Origin of the sequence: Pseudomonas sp. 273 (assembly GCF_029201425.1) — a bacterium.
Lineage (GTDB): Bacteria > Pseudomonadota > Gammaproteobacteria > Pseudomonadales > Pseudomonadaceae > Pseudomonas > Pseudomonas delhiensis.
On record NZ_CP116775.1, the window covers coordinates 3,122,015 to 3,138,581 of the forward strand.

Consider the following 16,567-nt stretch of genomic DNA (forward strand, 5'->3'; position numbering starts at 1 on the left):
TTGTTGGCGTGGGTCAGTCTGCGACCCGGATGCTCAAGGTATTGGCAAGGCGATTGCCGATACCGGCACTCTGGCTCACCTGGACCACCCCCCGGCTGCCGGCGAATGCCTGGTCGCTGGTGACGACCTGCCGACTGCCCAGGGTGGATCCGGTTGGGCCGGAGTTCTGTGACAACGTGATGTTCTGCTGGGACAGCACGTCGTCGCCGACGCTCTGCGGCACCGCATTGACGCTGATGCTCAGGGCGTTGACCTGTTGGTTGGCGGTACCGGCGGCCTGGTTCACGCCCAGGGCGCCGCTGCCGTTGGAGAAGGAGTTGCCGGTGATCGAGGCCTTGGCGGCCTGGCTCGGGTCGGCGGTGGTGATGACGCTCTGGTAGAAGTGCGTGGTGGCGCCACCGCTGGTGCCGATGGCGATGGCGCGGCCGTTGGCCTGTTGCTGTTCGTCGCCGGCGGCCTGGTTGACGCTGGCCACGCCGTTGTAGCCGCGGCCGGCATTGTCGATGCTGGCGTTGTTCACCAGCTGCGGGTCGGCGGCGAAGGCGCTGGAGCAGCAGAGCAGGGCGAGAAGAGTCAGCTTCGCTTTCATGTCAGCGATCTCCCGTCAGCATGCGCAGCGGCGACAGGCCCTGCTGCACGGTGCGATTGACCGAGTTGGAAATACTGGCGCCGCTGCCGCCGCCGCCGCCCAGGCTGCCGGACTGCAGCGTCTGGTTGGCGCCGTTGTCCATGCCGACCAGGTTGCCGCCGGGGAGAATCCGCTGGGTCAGGCTGGAACCGCTGGTGACGCGGGCGAAGTCGGCGTCATCCAGCTCGGCGTTGCCGAGTTGCTGGTTGACCTGGGAGGAGATGTTCGGATTGACGGTGATGGGATTCGGGTCCGGCACCATGGTGGGGCGGGTGGCGACCCGGGGCTGTACGGTGCGCTGGATGACAATGGTGCCGTCGCCTGCCTGGACCGGTGCCGACAGCGGAACAGCGGTCAGGCACGCGAGGGAAGCGAGCAATCCGACGATCCTTGAGTCGATGTTCCCCATGATGGCGATCCCTTCTGGTGCGCTGTGCCCTGAACAGCAGTACCGGGATGGAGCAGAAGCCGTGCCGCTTTCGCTTATCGCTTGAAATTCAGGGGGTTATGAATTGCTGACAGAAACCCCTGAAAGAAATCTGTTTCGCGGCTGAGACAATGAGTGGGGAACGCACCCCCACCGAAAGTGGGGGAAGCGCTCTGGAATGGGGCTTTGCGCGCATGCGTATCAGTGCTGAAACAGTTTCCCGTGATGCCATCGACGATTGCGCCATTCCTGAGGCCTGGCGGCCTTCGGCTGTTTCAGGGCTGAGACATGATGGCCAGGCAGAGGTGCTTTTGGTACGAATGTGCACTTTTCATTTCAAGGGTTTAGCGAAGGCGACGGCACTGTTAAGGGAATGATCGCGGGCACCGGGTGTCTCATTCCACCGCTTGCTTACAGCCATGGCCGCAGGGTGAAACGCGCCAATGCGAGAAATTTTCGTTACACGCTGACCCGCGGCACTGCAATGCAGTAGCATGCCCAGCCTTTCGTCGGGCCCACCCACGGGTGCCCTGGCGGCTGCACGAAAACAGAAGAAAACGAAAGAGAAATGCGCCTTCGGGGGAAGCAGTATGGAGTTTTGGAGTGCCTTTCAGGCGTTCGTCCTGGGAGTGGTCGAGGGGCTGACCGAGTTCCTGCCGGTGTCCAGCACCGGGCACCAGATCATAGTCGCCGACCTGCTGGGGTTCGTCGGTGAGCGGGCCCAGGCCTTCAACATCATCATCCAGCTGGCCGCCATCCTGGCGGTGGTCTGGGAGTTCCGCGGCAAGATCATCGAGGTCATCTGCGGCCTGCCCAGCCAGCCTCGTGCACAGCGTTTCACCGTCAACCTGCTGGTCGCCTTCTTCCCCGCCGTGGTGCTGGGGTGGCCTTCGCCGACCTGATCCACCACTACCTGTTCAACCCCATCACGGTGGCGGCGGCGCTGGTGGTCGGCGGGGTGGTCATGCTCTGGGCGGAGAAGCGCGAGCACCGCATCCGTGCCGAGAGCGTCGACGACATGACCTGGAAGGATGCGCTGAAGGTCGGGTGCGCCCAGTGCCTGGCGCTGGTCCCCGGCACCTCGCGCTCCGGCGCCACCATCATCGGCGGCCTGCTGTTCGGCCTGTCGCGCAAGGCGGCCACCGAGTTCTCCTTCTTCCTGGCGATGCCGACCATGGTCGGCGCCGCGGTCTATTCCGGCTACAAGTACCGCGACCTGTTCCAGCCCGGCGACCTGCCGGTGTTCGCCGTGGGCTTCGTCACCTCCTTCATCTTCGCCATGATCGCCGTGCGCGGCCTGCTGAAATTCATCGCCAACCACAGCTACGCGATGTTCGCCTGGTACCGCATCGGCTTCGGCCTGCTGATCCTGGCGACCTGGCAGTTCAGCCTGATCGACTGGAGCAGCGCCGCCCCCTGAGGTTGCACGGATGAACATGGAAAAGGACGGCGTCATCAGCCGCTGGGACGACGACAAGGGCTTCGGCTTCATCCGCCCGCGCGCCGGCGGCGAGGAACTCTTCCTGCACATCTCGGCCTTCCGCGGCGACCGCCGGCCCCAGGCCGGCGATGCGGTGCGCTTCGTCGCAGGCACCGACCGCCAGGGCCGCCCGCGCGCCGAGCATGCGCGTCTGGCCGGTCTGGCCGTGGACATGCCCGAAATCCGCCGCAAGCCGGCGGCGCCCGCCACCCGCGCCAAGGTCCGCAGCGGCCGGCAGATCGCCGAACCGGCGCGGCCGGGCGGCTGGGGCAGGGGGCTGGGCTGGCTCGCCGCCTTGCTGCTGTTGCCCCTGGCCGGTGCCGGCCGCCTGCTGCTCGCCGGCACCGCGTCCTGGTGGCTGCTGGCCTACCCGCTGTTCAGTCTGGCCGCCTTCTTCGCCTACTGGCGCGACAAGCGCAGCGCCGAGCGGGGCGCCTGGCGTACCCCGGAACAGACCCTGCACCTGCTGGAACTGCTGGGCGGCTGGCCGGGCGCCTTCCTGGCCCAGCGCCTGCTGCGCCACAAGACGCGCAAGCCCAGCTACCAACTGGTGTTCTGGGCGATAGTGCTGGTGCACCAGGTGTTCTGGCTGGACCGTTTGCTCGGTGGCGTCCTTCTGGCGCGGGTGTTGCCCGCCTTCTGAGTCGATTTACAGCGGCTCGTCGCTATGGCCGAACCCCTCGGCCAGGTAATCGATCAGCGCCCGCACCGCCGGCAGCAGCCCGCGCCGGTGCGGGTACACCGCCTGGAGGAAGGCCGCCGGCTCCCGCCAGTCGGGCAGTACCCGCGCCAGTTGGCCGCCGGCCAGTTCTTCCTGGCAGTAGTAGAGGGGCAGGGTGGTGATGCCCAGGCCGGCCAGCGCCACGTTCTTGCGCAGGTTGAAGTCCTCCGCGGCCAGGCGCGCCTCCAGGGCCAGCTCGCGGACTTCGCCGCCGGGCCCATGCAACTGCAGATGCACCTTGCGATCGTTGCCGATGGCGCCCAGCACCGGCAGCCCGGCCAGGTCGTCCGGGCCCTGCAGCTGGCGGCCGCGCAGCAGCTCCGGTGCGGCCACCAGCACCGCCGCGGCCGGGCGCAGGCGGCGGGTGACCAGCGACGGGTCCTCGTCGCCGGGCGCGCGCACGCGCAGCGCCACGTCCACGCCCTCGTTGACCAGGTCGACGCGCCTGTTGGTCAGCAGCAGCTCCAGGTTGACCTGCGGGAAACCGGCGAGAAAGCCCGGCAGCATGGCGTTCAGGGAGGTCTCGGCCAGCGCCACCGGGCAGGACAGGCGCACCCGCCCGCGGGGTTCGGCGCTGAGCTGGGCGACCACCTCGTCGGCCATCTCCGCCTCCACCAGCATCGCCTGGCAGTGCCGGTAGTAGCGCTCGCCGATGTCGGTGAGCGCCAGCTTGCGGGTGGTGCGCTGCAGTAGGCGCGCGTTCAGGCGCGCCTCAAGTTCCGCGACGCGCCGCGACAGGCGCGACTTGGGCAGCCCCAGTTCGCGGCCCGCGGCGGCGAAGCCACCGGCCTCCACCACCTTGGCGAAATAGAAGAGATCGTTGAGGTCCTGCATGGGATTGTCCTGCTGGTGGGACGATTCATCGCATTTTTGCCGACTTATCGCTCATTGGCTACATGCGTAGTATGCGTCCCATCGCTTCCTACCCCCATTCACAGGAGCCACCCCATGAAACTTCTGCACATCGATTCCAGCATCCTCGGCGACGCCTCCGCCTCCCGCCAGCTCAGCCAGGAAGTGGTCCAGGCCTGGGCCGCCGCCGAGCCGGGCGTACAGGTGACCTACCGTGACCTGGCCGCCGACGCCATCAGCCACCTGTCTGCCGCCAGCCTGGTCGCCGCCGGCACCCCGGCGGAACTGCGCGACGCCGCGCAGAAGCACGAAGCCGCCCTGGGCGAGAACAGCATCGAGGAGTTCCTCGCCGCCGACGCCATCGTCATCGGCGCGCCCATGTACAACTTCACCGTGCCCAGCCAGCTGAAGGCCTGGATCGACCGCATCGCCGTGGCCGGCAAGACCTTCCGCTACACCGAGAACGGTCCGCAGGGCCTGGCCGGCGGCAAGAAGGTGATCATCGTCTCCACCGCCGGCGGCCTGCACGCCGGCCAGCCGAGCGGCGCAGCCCACGAGGACTACCTGAAGCTGGTGCTGGGCTTCCTCGGCATCACCGACATCGAGGTGGTCCGCGCCGAGGGCCTGGCCTACGGCGAGGAACCGCGCGCCAACGCCCTCAAGGGCGCCCGCGCGGAGATCGCCGCGGCCTTCGCCAGCGCCTGATCCACCGAGCGTCGAACGACGAAGCCCCGGCATTGCCGGGGCTTCGTGCTTTCAGGGCGCCGGTCGCCACAGGCCGACCTTGTGCGCCCGCGCTTCCTGCTCCTCGAAGTTGTACTGGGCGCGCTCCTCCTCGCCCTGGGCATCCGCCACCCGCCAGCGCGCCATGCCCACGGAAAGCTGGGCCCGGCCGACGTCCAGGGTATGCCCGCAGCCCGGGCAATCAGCCGGCTCCACCCACACCGCCGCGCTGAGCGCCCCGGCGGCCTCCTCGCGCGGCAGCACCAGGGTGGCGCCGCGGCCCAAGGCCAGGCGCCGCAGATTGTCCAGCGAGGCCCGGGCATAGGGATCGCCGGCCCTGGGCGCCTCGACGCCACGCAGGCGCACCTCGACGCTGCGCTCGGCGAAGCGGCAGGTCAGGCGATCGCCGCTGGCGACGGCGGTCACCTGGCAGGGGCCGTCGGCCAGCGCGACGGAGGGGAGGGCGAGGATGAAGAGCAGGGCGGGGCGGGGTAATCGCATGGGGGCTCCTGGGTTGGTCGTTGCAGGATAACGTCGCAGGAGAGGAAATGTCCGGCGCGGCGGTCGAGCCTGATCGCGGACGAAGTCCGCTCCTACGGGATATATGCCGTGCCCATCGGCAACCTGTAGGAGCAGGCCCTGCCTGCGATTTCGCGCGCAGGGCGCGCTCCTACAGGGGAATGGCATGGGTGGGGCGGCGTAGGAGCGGATCTCATCCGCGAATCGCGCCGGTGGTTCCGGCTATCGCGGACAAGGTCCTCCTACGTTGCAGGCGAGCATGGCTCGCTCCTACGAAGAGCACTTCGGTAGAGCCTGTAAGACAGTTGCTCCTACGCACGCGCTTGACCGTAGGGCGAATAACCGTTCGCGGTTATCCGCCGTCGGCCTGGGCGCCAGTGCCCGACGCCAATGGCGGATAACGCCGTAGGCGTTATGCGCCCTACGGGGAGCCCGGGAGCTTCGTGATTCCGCTTCACGCCGAACGGTCCCCTCTCCCGCTTGCGGGGAGGGTTAGGGAGGGGGTGCGGCGTCAGGGTTGGCAGAGGTGCGTGGGCGAAGTCCGTTGCCCTCACCCCAGCCCTCTCCCGGAGGGAGAGGGGGCCGTTCGGCGTGGGCGGAAAGCTCGGGGTCATCCAGTGAGCGCGTAGGGCGTATAACCGTTCGCGGTTATACGCCGTTGGCCGATACACCGATGCCATCATGACTGGGCGAGCTTGCTCGCGAACGGGGTTTACCAGTGGCTGCTGTGTCGGGTTCAAGAGCGCCCTCTCCCCAGCCCTCTCCCGCAAGCGGGAGAGGGGGCAGTCCGTGCCGAGAAGAGGCTTGGCTTCAGCCGGCAATCTCTGTGCTAGCCGGCTGACTCCAGAACATCAACGTCTGCCCAACGGTCCCCTCTCCCTTCAGGGCGGGGCGCGCAGCCGAGGGTTAGGGAGAGGGAGCAGAGTTGAACCAGTACGCAGATGTCAGCGGCCAGATCGAGAGGTTCGCGAGCAAGCTCGCTCCTACAACCTCGCGTAAGTCATTCCCGACGGATTCGCTCGGACAAGTTCGTGCTAGGATTGCCTCCGGCCCCGAATTCCCCGGCCCCGCCGGCTTCTCCGGCGGGGCCATCCCCTCGATAGAAGGAATACCGCAATGGCTCAAGTCACCCTCAAGGGCAACCCGGTCAACGTCGATGGCAAGCTGCCGCAGAAGGGCGAGAAGGCCCCGGCCTTCAAGCTGGTCGGCGGCGACCTGGCCGACGTGACCCTGGAGAACTTCGCCGGCAAGCGCAAGGTGCTGAACATCTTCCCCAGCGTCGACACCCCGACCTGCGCCACCTCCGTGCGCAAGTTCAACGTCGAGGCCAGCAAGCTGGCCAACACCGTGGTGCTGTGCGTCTCCGCCGACCTGCCGTTCGCCCAGAAGCGCTTCTGCGGCACCGAAGGCCTGGACAACGTGATCAACCTGTCGACCCTGCGTGGCGCCGACTTCCTGGCCAACTACGGCGTGGCCATCGCCAGCGGCCCGCTGGCCGGCCTGGCCGCCCGTGCCGTGGTGGTGCTGGACGAGAACGACCAGGTGCTGCACAGCCAACTGGTCGGCGAGATCGCCGACGAGCCCGACTACGCCGCCGCCGTCGCCGCGCTGAGCTGATCGCCCGCCGCAGCCCCCGGCTGCGCAGGTGCCTGGATGCCGCCCCGCCGATGGTAGGGCGGCATCTTCGTTTGCGCCCCACTGTGCCCAGGGCAACAGCCGTGCTTCTGCTGCTGGCCGAACACTTGCCGCACAACCCCGTCCAGGCGCCGTAAGCCTCGGTAAAACAAAGGTAAATAGCGGGTAAAGAGGCTTTGCCCGTAGCCCCGCTGTGCTTATCGTTCCACCCTGAGGATTTCCCGGTGCGCGCCGCGTCATGGATGCGGCGCTTTGCCCTGCGCCTCGCTATCATCCAAACCTTTGGCCGCCTGATGACCGCTATGACTCCAAGCAATGGAACGCCCTCGACACTCCGCAAGCTGCGCCCCTGGCTGATCACCGCCGCCGTCTTCGCCGCCGTGGTGGGGCTGAGCATGTGGCTGCACAAGACCAGCTCGGCGCCGGAGCCCCAGGCCGGGGGCGGGCGCGGTGGGCGCGGGGCGGCCATGGCCGGGCGCGGGCCCGGCGGCCCGGGTGGCGGCACGGCCATCACCGTCAGCGTGGCGCCGGTGACCAAGGGCGACCTGCCGGTGCATTACCATGCGCTGGGCACCGTCACCGCCTACAACACGGTGAACGTGCGGGCGCGGGTCAGCGGCCAGCTGGTCAAGGTGCCGTTCCAGGAAGGCCAGCAGGTGAAGGCCGGCGACGTCCTCGCGGTGATCGACCCACGGCCCTTCCAGGCGGCCCTGGACCAGGCGGTGGGTACCCTGCAGCAGAACCAGGCGCAGCTTAAGAACGCCCAGATCGACCTGGCGCGCTACAAGGGCCTGTACGCCGAGGACTCCATCGCCAAGCAGACCCTCGACACCCAGGAAGCCCTGGTGCGCCAGTACGAGGGCACCCTGCGCACCAACCAGGGCCAGGTCGACGACGCCAAGCTCAACCTCGAGTTCACCCAGGTGCGCGCGCCCATCTCCGGCCGCGTCGGCCTGCGCCAGGTGGACGTCGGCAACCTGGTCACCAGCGGCGACACCACGCCGCTGGTGGTCATCACCCAGGTCAGGCCGATCTCCGTGGTGTTCAGCCTGCCGCAGCAGCAGCTGGGCACCGTCGCCCGCCAGCTGTCCGGCAGCCAGCCGGTGCCGGTGGAGGCGCTGGACCGCAACCAGAACCAGACCCTCGCCAGCGGCGTGCTCAAGACCCTCGACAACCAGATCGACACCACCACCGGCACGGTCAAGCTCAAGGCCGCCTTCGAGAACGCCGACCAGAGGCTGTTCCCCAACCAGTTCGTCAACGTGCGCCTGCTCGCCGAGACCCTCCACGGCGTGCTGAGCATCCCGGCCAACGCGGTGCAGCGCGGCAACGACGGCACCTACGTGTACATCGCCGATGCCGACGGCAAGGCCAAGCGCCAGCTGGTCACCCTGGGCACCAGCGAGAACGAGCAGGTGGTGGTCACCGAGGGCCTGAAGGAAGGCCAGCGCGTGGTGGTCGAAGGCACCGACCGCCTGCGCGACGGCACCCGCCTGCACATAGTCGCCAGCGACGAGCAGGCCCGCGCCGCCGCCACCGAGGAGGGCGAGGCGGCCTCGCCGAAGCCGTTCGGCTCGGGCTCCCCGGCCCAGGACGACGGTAAGAGCGAATGAACCCGTCGCGCCTGTTCATCCTGAGGCCGGTCGCCACCACGCTGCTGATGGTGGCGATCCTGCTGTCGGGCATCATCGCCTACCGCTTCCTGCCGATCTCGGCGCTGCCGGAGGTGGATTACCCGACCATCCAGGTGGTCACCCTGTACCCCGGCGCCAGCCCGGAGATCATGACCTCCTCGGTCACCGCGCCGCTGGAGAACCAGCTGGGGCAGATCCCGGGGCTCAACGAGATGTCCTCCACCAGCTCCGGCGGCGCCTCGGTGATCACCCTGCAGTTCAGCCTGCAGGTCGACCTGGACGTGGCCGAGCAGGAAGTGCAGGCGGCGATCAACACGGCGCAGAGCCTGCTGCCCAAGGACCTGCCCAACCAGCCGGTGTACAGCAAGGTGAACCCGGCCGACGCGCCCATCCTGACCCTGGCGGTGATGTCCCCGGACATGCCGCTGCCGAAGATCCAGGACCTGGTGGACACCCGCCTGGCGCAGAAGATCTCGCAGATTTCCGGCGTCGGCCTGGTCAGCATCAGCGGCGGCCAGCGCCCGGCCGTGCGCATCCGCGCCAACCCCGCGGCCCTGGCGGCCGCCGGGCTGAGCCTGGAAGACCTGCAGAGCACCGTCAGCAACAACAACCTGAACGGGCCCAAGGGCAGCTTCGACGGCCCGACGCGCTCCTCGACCCTGGACGCCAACGACCAGCTCAAGTCCGCCGACGCCTACCGCGACCTGATCGTCGCCTACAAGAACGGCTCGCCGCTGCGGGTGCGCGACGTCGCCAGCGTCGAGGACGACGCCGAGAACGTGCGCCTGGCCGCCTGGGCCAACCACACCCCGGCGGTGGTGCTGAACATCCAGCGCCAGCCGGGTGCCAACGTCATCGAGGTGGTGGACAGCATCAAGAAGATGCTGCCGCAGCTGCAGGCGACCCTGCCCGGCAGCCTGGAAGTCACGGTGCTGACCGACCGCACCACCACCATCCGCGCCTCGGTGGCCGACGTGCAGTTCGAGCTGTTCCTCGCCGTGTGCCTGGTGGTGATGGTCACCTTCCTGTTCCTGCGCAACCTCTCGGCCACCCTGATCCCCAGCTTCGCCGTGCCGCTGTCGCTGATCGGCACCTTCGGCGTCATGTACCTGGCCGGCTTCTCCATCAACAACCTGACGCTGATGGCGCTGACCATCGCCACCGGCTTCGTGGTGGACGACGCCATCGTCATGGTGGAGAACATCGCCCGCTACCTGGAGCAGGGCGACCCGCCACTGGAAGCGGCGCTCAAGGGCTCGAAGCAGATCGGCTTCACCATCATCTCGCTGACCTTCTCGCTGATCGCCGTGCTCATCCCGCTGCTGTTCATGGGCGACGTGGCCGGGCGGCTGTTCCGCGAGTTCGCCGTGACCCTGGCGGTGGCCATCCTGATTTCCGGCTTCGTCTCCCTGACCCTCACGCCCATGCTCGCCGCCAAGCTGCTCAAGCACGTCGAGCCGGAGCAGGAGGGCCGCTTCGCCCGCGCCGCCGGGCGCTTCATCGAGAACATGATCGAGCGCTACGCCGCCGCCCTGCGCGTGGTGCTGCGCCACCAGGGGCTGACCCTGTTGGTGGCCATCGGCACCCTGCTGCTGACCGCCGCGCTCTACGTCTTCATGCCCAAGGGCTTCTTCCCGGTGCAGGACACCGGGGTGATCCAGGGCATCGCCGAGGCGCCGCAGTCGATCTCCTTCCAGGCCATGGCGAGCCGCCAGCAGGAACTGGCCAAGGTGGTCCTGGCCGACCCGGACGTGGAAAGCCTGTCGTCCTTCATCGGCGTCGACGGCAGCAACGCCACCCTCAACACCGGGCGCATGCTGATCAACCTCAAGCCCCACAGCGAGCGCGACCTCACCGCCAGCGAGGTGATCCGCCGCCTGCAGCCGGAGCTGGACAAGGTCGCCGGCATCAAGCTGTACCTGCAGCCGGTGCAGGACCTCACCATCGAGGACCGCATCGCCCGCACCCAGTACCAGTTCACCTTGCAGGACGCCGACCCGGACGTGCTCGCCGAGTGGGTGCCGAAGCTGGTCGACCGGTTGCAGCAGCTGCCGCAGCTGGCCGACGTGGCCAGCGACTGGCAGGACAAGGGCCTGCAGGCCTACATCGACATCGACCGCGACACCGCCTCGCGCCTGGGCGTGAGCCTGTCGAGCATCGACAGCGTGCTCTACAGCGCCTTCGGCCAGCGGCTGATCTCCACCATCTTCACCCAGGCCACCCAGTACCGCGTGGTGCTGGAGGTTGCGCCGGACTTCCAGCTCGGCCCGCAGTCCCTGGAAAACCTCTACGTGCCGGCCAGCGACGGCACCCAGGTGCGCCTGTCGAGCCTGGCGAAGGTGGAGGAGCGCCACACCCTGCTGGCGGTCAACCACATCGCCCAGTTCCCGGCGGCGACCATCTCCTTCAACCTGGCCAAGGGCGTAGCCCTGGGCGAGGCGGTGCAGGCCATCCGCGACGTCGAGGCGCAGATGCAGATGCCGGCCAGCCTGGAGGGCAGCTTCCGCGGCGCCGCCGAGGCCTTCGAGGCGTCGCTGTCCAACACCCTGCTGCTGGTGCTGGCCTCCATCGTCACCATGTACATCGTGCTGGGCATCCTCTACGAGAGCTTCATCCACCCGGTGACCATCCTCTCCACGCTGCCCTCGGCCGGCGTGGGCGCGCTGCTGGCGCTGATGCTGGCCGGGCAGGACATCGGCATCGTGGCGATCATCGGCATCATCCTGCTGATCGGCATCGTCAAGAAGAACGCGATCATGATGATCGACTTCGCCCTGGACGCCGAACGCAACGAGGGCAAGCCGCCCCATGAGGCCATCTACCAGGCCTGCCTGCTACGCTTCCGGCCGATCCTGATGACCACCATGGCCGCGCTGCTGGGCGCGCTGCCGCTGATGCTCGCCGGCGGCGCCGGCGCCGAGCTGCGCCAGCCGCTGGGCATCACCATGGTCGGCGGCCTGCTGCTGAGCCAGCTGCTGACGCTGTTCACCACCCCGGTCATCTACCTCTACTTCGACCGCCTGGCGCTGCGCTGGGCCAACTGGCGCAAGCGCCACGGGCTGGACGTGAACAGCCCCGACGAAGGCCTGGAGCAGGGCTGATGAACATCTCCCGCCCGTTCATCCTGCGGCCGGTGGCGACCCTGCTGCTGACCCTGGCAATGGTGCTGGCCGGGGCGCTGTCCTTCGGCCTGCTGCCGGTGGCGCCGCTGCCCAACGTCGACTTCCCGACCATCGTGGTGCAGGCGGCGCTGCCCGGCGCCAGCCCGGAGACCATGGCCTCCACCGTGGCCACGCCGCTGGAGCGCTCGCTGGGGCGCATCGCCGGGGTCACCGACATGACCTCCACCAGCTCCCTGGGCAACACCACCGTCATCATCCAGTTCGACCTGTCGAAAGACATCGACGGCGCCGCCCGCGAGGTGCAGTCGGCGATCAACGCGGCCATGAGCCTGCTGCCCACCGGCATGCCGAACAACCCGACGTACCGCAAGGCGAACCCGTCGGACCAGCCGATCATGATTCTCACCCTGACCTCGGACACCTACACCCGCGGGCAGATGTACGACCTGGCCTCGACCATCGTCTCGCCCAAGCTGGCCCAGGTGAAGGGCGTGGGCCAGGTGAGCATCGGCGGCTCCTCGCTGCCGGCGGTGCGGGTGGACGTCAACCCGGACCAGCTCAGCCACTACGGCATTTCCCTGGACACGGTGCGCACCGCCATCGACAACACCAACGCCACCGGGCCCAAGGGCGCCCTGGAGTTCGGCGAGCGGCACTGGCAGGTGGACGCCAACGACCAGTTGCGCAAGGCCAGCGAGTACGCGCCGCTGATCATCCACTACAACGCCGAGACCAATGCCGCGGTGCGCCTGCGCGACGTGGCCAAGGTCAGCGACTCGGTGGAGGACGTGCGCAACGCCGGCTTCTCCGACAACCTGCCGGCGGTGCTGCTGATCGTCACCCGCCAGCCCGGCGCCAACATCATCGAGGCCACCGACGCCATCCACGCGCAGCTGCCGATCATCCAGGACGTGCTCGGCCCGCAGGTCAAGCTCAGCGTCATGGACGACCGCAGCCCGTCGATCCGCTCTTCCCTGGAGGAGGCCGAGCTGACCCTGGTGATCTCGGTGCTGCTGGTGATCCTGGTGGTCTACCTGTTCCTGCGCAACGGCCGCGCCACGCTGATCCCCAGCCTGGCGGTGCCGGTGTCGCTGGTGGGCACCTTCGCCGTCATGTACCTGTGCGGCTTCTCGCTGAACAACCTGTCGCTGATGGCGCTGATCATCGCCACCGGCTTCGTGGTGGACGACGCCATAGTCGTCGTAGAGAACATCGCCCGGCGCATCGAGGAGGGCGACCACCCGGTCCGGGCGGCCATCCGCGGCGCCCGCGAGGTGAGCTTCACGGTGCTGTCGATGACCCTCTCGCTGGTGGCGGTGTTCATCCCGCTGCTGCTCATGGGTGGCATCACCGGGCGGCTGTTCCGCGAGTTCTCGGTGACCCTGGCGGCGGCCATCCTGGTCTCGCTGGTGGTCTCCCTGACCCTCACGCCGATGCTCTGCGCGCGCCTGCTGCGCCGTGCCGAGCGGCCGCAGAAGGCTTCGGTGGCGCGGCAGAGCAACCGCTACTTCGTCGCCTTCATGCTGCGCTACCGCGCAAGCCTGAGCTGGGCGCTGGAGCACTCGCGGCTGATGGTGGTGATCATGTTCGGCTGCATCGCGCTGAACCTCTACCTGTTCGCCATCGTGCCCAAGGGCTTCCTGCCGCAGCAGGACTCCGGGCGCCTGCGCGGCTTCGCGGTGGCCGACCAGAGCATTTCCTTCCAGGCCCTGGACCGCAAGATGGCGGAGTTCCGCAACATCCTCGCCCAGGACCCGGGGTGGAGAACGTGGTCGGCTTCGTCGGCGGCGGCCGCTGGCAGTCGAGCAACACCGGCTCCTTCTTCGTCACCCTGAAACCCATCACCCAGCGCGACTCCGCCGAGGCCATAGTCGCGCGGCTGCGCAAGAAGCTGGCGGAAATCCCCGGCGCCAACCTCTACCTCACGGCCGGCCAGGACGTGCGCATCGGCGGCCGGCAGAGCAACGCGCAGTACGAGTTCACCCTGCGCAGCGACGACCTCACCCTGCTGCGCGACTGGGCGCCCAAGGTCGAGGCGGTGCTGAACAAGGTCCCGCAGCTGGTGGACGTCAACAGCGACGCCCAGGACAAGGGCGTGCAGAGCCGCCTGGTGATCGACCGCGACCGCGCCGCCAGCCTCGGCATCGACGTGGCGGCGGTGGACGCGGTGCTGAACAACGCCTACGGCCAGCGCCAGGTGTCGACCATCTTCAACCCGCTGAACCAGTACCACGTGGTGATGGAAGTGGACCAGCCGTTCCAGCAGAGCCCGGAAGAGCTGCGCCAGGTCTACGTCATCGGCGCGGACGGCCAGCAGGTGCCGCTGTCGGCCTTCACCCACGTGGAGCCCAGCCGTGCGCCGCTGTCGGTCAACCACCAGGGGCAGTTCGCCGCCACCACCTTCTCGTTCAACCTGGCCCCCGGCGCGCTCATCGGCCCGGCCCGCGACGCCGTGATGGCGGCGCTGGAGCCGCTGCACCTGCCGCTGGAGATCCAGGCCAGCTTCGAAGGCAACGCCGGCGCCGTGCAGGACACCCAGAACGACATGCCCTGGCTGATCCTGCTGGCGCTGGTGGCGGTCTACATCGTCCTGGGCATCCTCTACGAAAGCTACGTGCACCCGCTGACCATCCTTTCCACGCTGCCCTCGGCGGGGGTGGGCGCGCTGCTGACACTGATGCTGTTCCGCACCGAGCTGTCGCTGATCGCGCTGATCGGGGTGATCCTGCTGATCGGCATCGTCAAGAAGAACGCCATCATGATGATCGACTTCGCCCTGGACGCCGAGCGCACCCTCGGCCTGTCGCCGCGCGAGGCCATCCTGGAAGCCTGCATGAAGCGCTTCCGGCCGATCATGATGACCACCCTGGCGGCCATCCTCGGCGCGCTGCCGCTGATCTTCGGCATCGGCGGCGACGCCGCGCTGCGCCGCCCGCTGGGCATGACCATCGTCGGCGGCCTGATCGGCAGCCAGCTGCTCACCCTCTACACCACCCCGTGGTCTACCTCTATCTCGACCGCCTGCGCCTCTGGGTCAACCAGAAGCGCGGCGTGCGCACCGACGGCGCCCTGGAGACTCCGCTATGAACCGCCCGAACCCATCCCGCAGCCTGCTCGCCCTGGCGCTGTGCGCGGCGCTCGCCGGCTGCGCGGTCGGCCCCGACTACAAGCGCCCCGAGCTGGGCGTGCCGGCCGCCTTCAAGGAAGGCGAGGGCTGGCGCCTGGCGCAGCCGGCCGACCCGGGCGGCCACGGCCAGTGGTGGACGCTGTACGCCGACCCGGTTCTGGACGACCTGCAGCAGCGCCTGCTCAAGGCCAACCAGACCCTGGCGCAGTCCGAGGCCTCCTACCGCCAGGCCGCGGCCTTGGTGAAGGGCTCGCGCGCCTCCTTCTTCCCGACCATCAGCGCCGACGTCGGCAAGACCCGCTCCGGCCAGGGTGGCAGCGGCAGCGGCAGCGTGCGCCTGCCCGACGGCTCCACGGTCAGCAGCGGTGGCAGCGGCGGCATCAGCAACAGCTACAGCGCAAGCCTGGGCGTGAGCTGGGAACTGGACCTGTGGGGCAAGCTGCGCCGCCAGCTGGAGGCCGACACCGCCAGCCGCGACGCCAGCGCCGCGGACCTGGCCGCCTCGCGCCTGTCGCTGCAGTCGCAGCTGGCGCAGAACTACCTGCAACTGCGGGTGATGGACCAGCAGATCAAGCTGCTCAACGACACGGTCGAAGCCTACGAGCGCGCGCTCAAGCTGACCACCAACCAGTACAACGCCGGCATCGTCACCAAGGCCGACGTGGCCCAGGCGCGCACCCAGCTCAAGAGCACCGAGGCCCAGGCCATCGACCTCAAGTACCAGCGCGCGCAGCTGGAACACGCCATCGCCGTGCTGGTGGGCCAGGCCCCGGCCAACTTCAGCCTGGCTGCCACCGGCCAGGTGCCGAAGCTGCCGTCTATCCCGGCGCTGGTGCCCTCGCAATTGCTGGAGCGGCGCCCGGACATCGCCTCCGCCGAGCGCCAGGTGATCTCGGCCAACGCCAAGATCGGCGTGGCCAAGGCCGCCTGGTACCCCGACCTGACCCTGAGCGCCGCCGGCGGCTACCGCAGCGGCAGCTTCCACGACTGGATCGAGACGCCCAACCGCTACTGGTCCATCGGCCCGCAGTTCGCCATGACGCTGTTCGACGGCGGCCTGATCTCTTCCCAGGTGGAACAGGCCGAGGCCAGCTACGACCAGACCGTGGCCAGCTACCGCCAGACCGTGCTCGACGGCATGCGCGAGGTGGAGGACTACATGGTCCAGCTCAAGGTGCTGGAAGAAGAGAGCGGGGCGCAGAACGAAGCCCTGGACGCCGCCCGCGAAGCCCTGCGCCTGACCAGCAACCAGTACAAGGCCGGCACCGTGGACTACAACAGCGTGGTCACCACCCAGACCACCGCGCTGTCCAACGAACGCAACGTGCTGAGCCTGTACGGCAACCGCCTGGTGGCCAGCGTGCAACTGATCGCCGCCATGGGCGGCGGCTGGGACGCCGGCCAGATCGCCACCGAGGGCGAGAGGGCGGCCAAGGCCGATTGACCCCGCCCCTCTCAACGCCTACGGCGTTATCCGCCGTTTGGCCTCGGTTCCCGGCGGCTCCGGGGTTGACCTGGGCGTTGGCTGTGGCCTCGGTGTATCGGCGTATAACCGCGAACGGTTATACGCCCTACGTCAAGGTCGGGTCTGGCGTAGGGCGCATAACGCCTACGGCGTTATCCGCCGTTTGACCTTGGTTCCCGGCGGCTCCGGGGTTGATCTGGGCATTGGCCATGACCCCGGTGTATCGGCGAATAA

At 68.4% G+C, this 16,567-nt stretch carries 10 protein-coding genes and 2 pseudogenes; 8 read left to right on the forward strand and 4 right to left on the reverse strand.

All coding sequences use genetic code 11. The annotated features are described in order from the left end of the window. Positions 1-13: 13 nt before the first annotated feature. The gene (locus tag PKO50_RS14650) at positions 14-589 is read right to left on the reverse strand and encodes an adhesin (RefSeq protein ID WP_275630134.1); all 576 of its coding nucleotides are present in this window, start codon (positions 587-589) and stop codon (positions 14-16) included. A gap of 1 nt (position 590) precedes the next feature. Then, positions 591-1,037, reverse strand: coding sequence for a hypothetical protein (locus PKO50_RS14655; RefSeq protein ID WP_089392152.1), 447 nt, complete (start codon positions 1,035-1,037; stop codon positions 591-593). Between the two features lie 608 nt (positions 1,038-1,645). On the opposite strand from PKO50_RS14655, the pseudogene PKO50_RS14660 reads away from it, so the two are divergent. Together PKO50_RS14660 and PKO50_RS14665 are read left to right on the forward strand one after the other, a co-directional pair. After that, positions 1,646-2,475, forward strand: a pseudogene (locus PKO50_RS14660) (undecaprenyl-diphosphate phosphatase). A gap of 16 nt (positions 2,476-2,491) precedes the next feature. Next, the gene (locus tag PKO50_RS14665) at positions 2,492-3,178 is read left to right on the forward strand and encodes a DUF1294 domain-containing protein (protein WP_275630479.1); all 687 of its coding nucleotides are present in this window, start codon (positions 2,492-2,494) and stop codon (positions 3,176-3,178) included. A gap of 6 nt (positions 3,179-3,184) precedes the next feature. Here the strand turns inward: PKO50_RS14665 and PKO50_RS14670 are convergent, their stop codons facing one another. Further along, positions 3,185-4,090: a LysR substrate-binding domain-containing protein gene (locus PKO50_RS14670; protein ID WP_275630135.1), complete on the reverse strand. Its 906-nt coding sequence runs from the start codon at positions 4,088-4,090 to the stop codon at positions 3,185-3,187. Positions 4,091-4,204: 114 nt separating this feature from the next. On the opposite strand from PKO50_RS14670, the gene PKO50_RS14675 reads away from it, so the two are divergent. Next, a complete protein-coding gene (locus PKO50_RS14675) occupies positions 4,205-4,813 on the forward strand; it encodes an FMN-dependent NADH-azoreductase (protein ID WP_109936665.1) in 609 nt (202 codons plus the stop codon). A gap of 51 nt (positions 4,814-4,864) precedes the next feature. Here the strand turns inward: PKO50_RS14675 and PKO50_RS14680 are convergent, their stop codons facing one another. Continuing rightward, the gene (locus tag PKO50_RS14680; RefSeq protein ID WP_275630136.1) at positions 4,865-5,332 is read right to left on the reverse strand and encodes a thermonuclease family protein; all 468 of its coding nucleotides are present in this window, start codon (positions 5,330-5,332) and stop codon (positions 4,865-4,867) included. A gap of 1,134 nt (positions 5,333-6,466) precedes the next feature. Here PKO50_RS14680 and tpx point away from each other — a divergent pair. The 5 genes and pseudogenes from tpx to PKO50_RS14705 all read left to right on the forward strand — a co-directional run bounded on the left by tpx (position 6,467) and on the right by PKO50_RS14705 (position 16,312). Continuing rightward, complete coding sequence (tpx, locus tag PKO50_RS14685; RefSeq protein ID WP_275630137.1) at positions 6,467-6,967, forward strand: thiol peroxidase; 501 nt, start codon at positions 6,467-6,469, stop codon at positions 6,965-6,967. Between the two features lie 320 nt (positions 6,968-7,287). After that, on the forward strand, positions 7,288-8,598 hold the full coding sequence (locus PKO50_RS14690; RefSeq protein WP_275630138.1) for an MdtA/MuxA family multidrug efflux RND transporter periplasmic adaptor subunit: 1,311 nt from the start codon (positions 7,288-7,290) through the stop codon (positions 8,596-8,598). Then, a complete protein-coding gene (locus tag PKO50_RS14695; RefSeq protein ID WP_275630139.1) occupies positions 8,595-11,720 on the forward strand; it encodes an MdtB/MuxB family multidrug efflux RND transporter permease subunit in 3,126 nt (1,041 codons plus the stop codon). The genes PKO50_RS14690 and PKO50_RS14695 overlap by 4 nt, the downstream gene beginning before the upstream one ends. After that, a pseudogene (locus PKO50_RS14700) lies at positions 11,720-14,828 on the forward strand (multidrug efflux RND transporter permease subunit). Before PKO50_RS14695 ends, PKO50_RS14700 begins: the two are co-directional and overlap by 1 nt. After that, the gene (locus PKO50_RS14705; RefSeq protein WP_109933444.1) at positions 14,825-16,312 is read left to right on the forward strand and encodes an efflux transporter outer membrane subunit; all 1,488 of its coding nucleotides are present in this window, start codon (positions 14,825-14,827) and stop codon (positions 16,310-16,312) included. Before PKO50_RS14700 ends, PKO50_RS14705 begins: the two are co-directional and overlap by 4 nt. Positions 16,313-16,567: the final 255 nt, after the last annotated feature.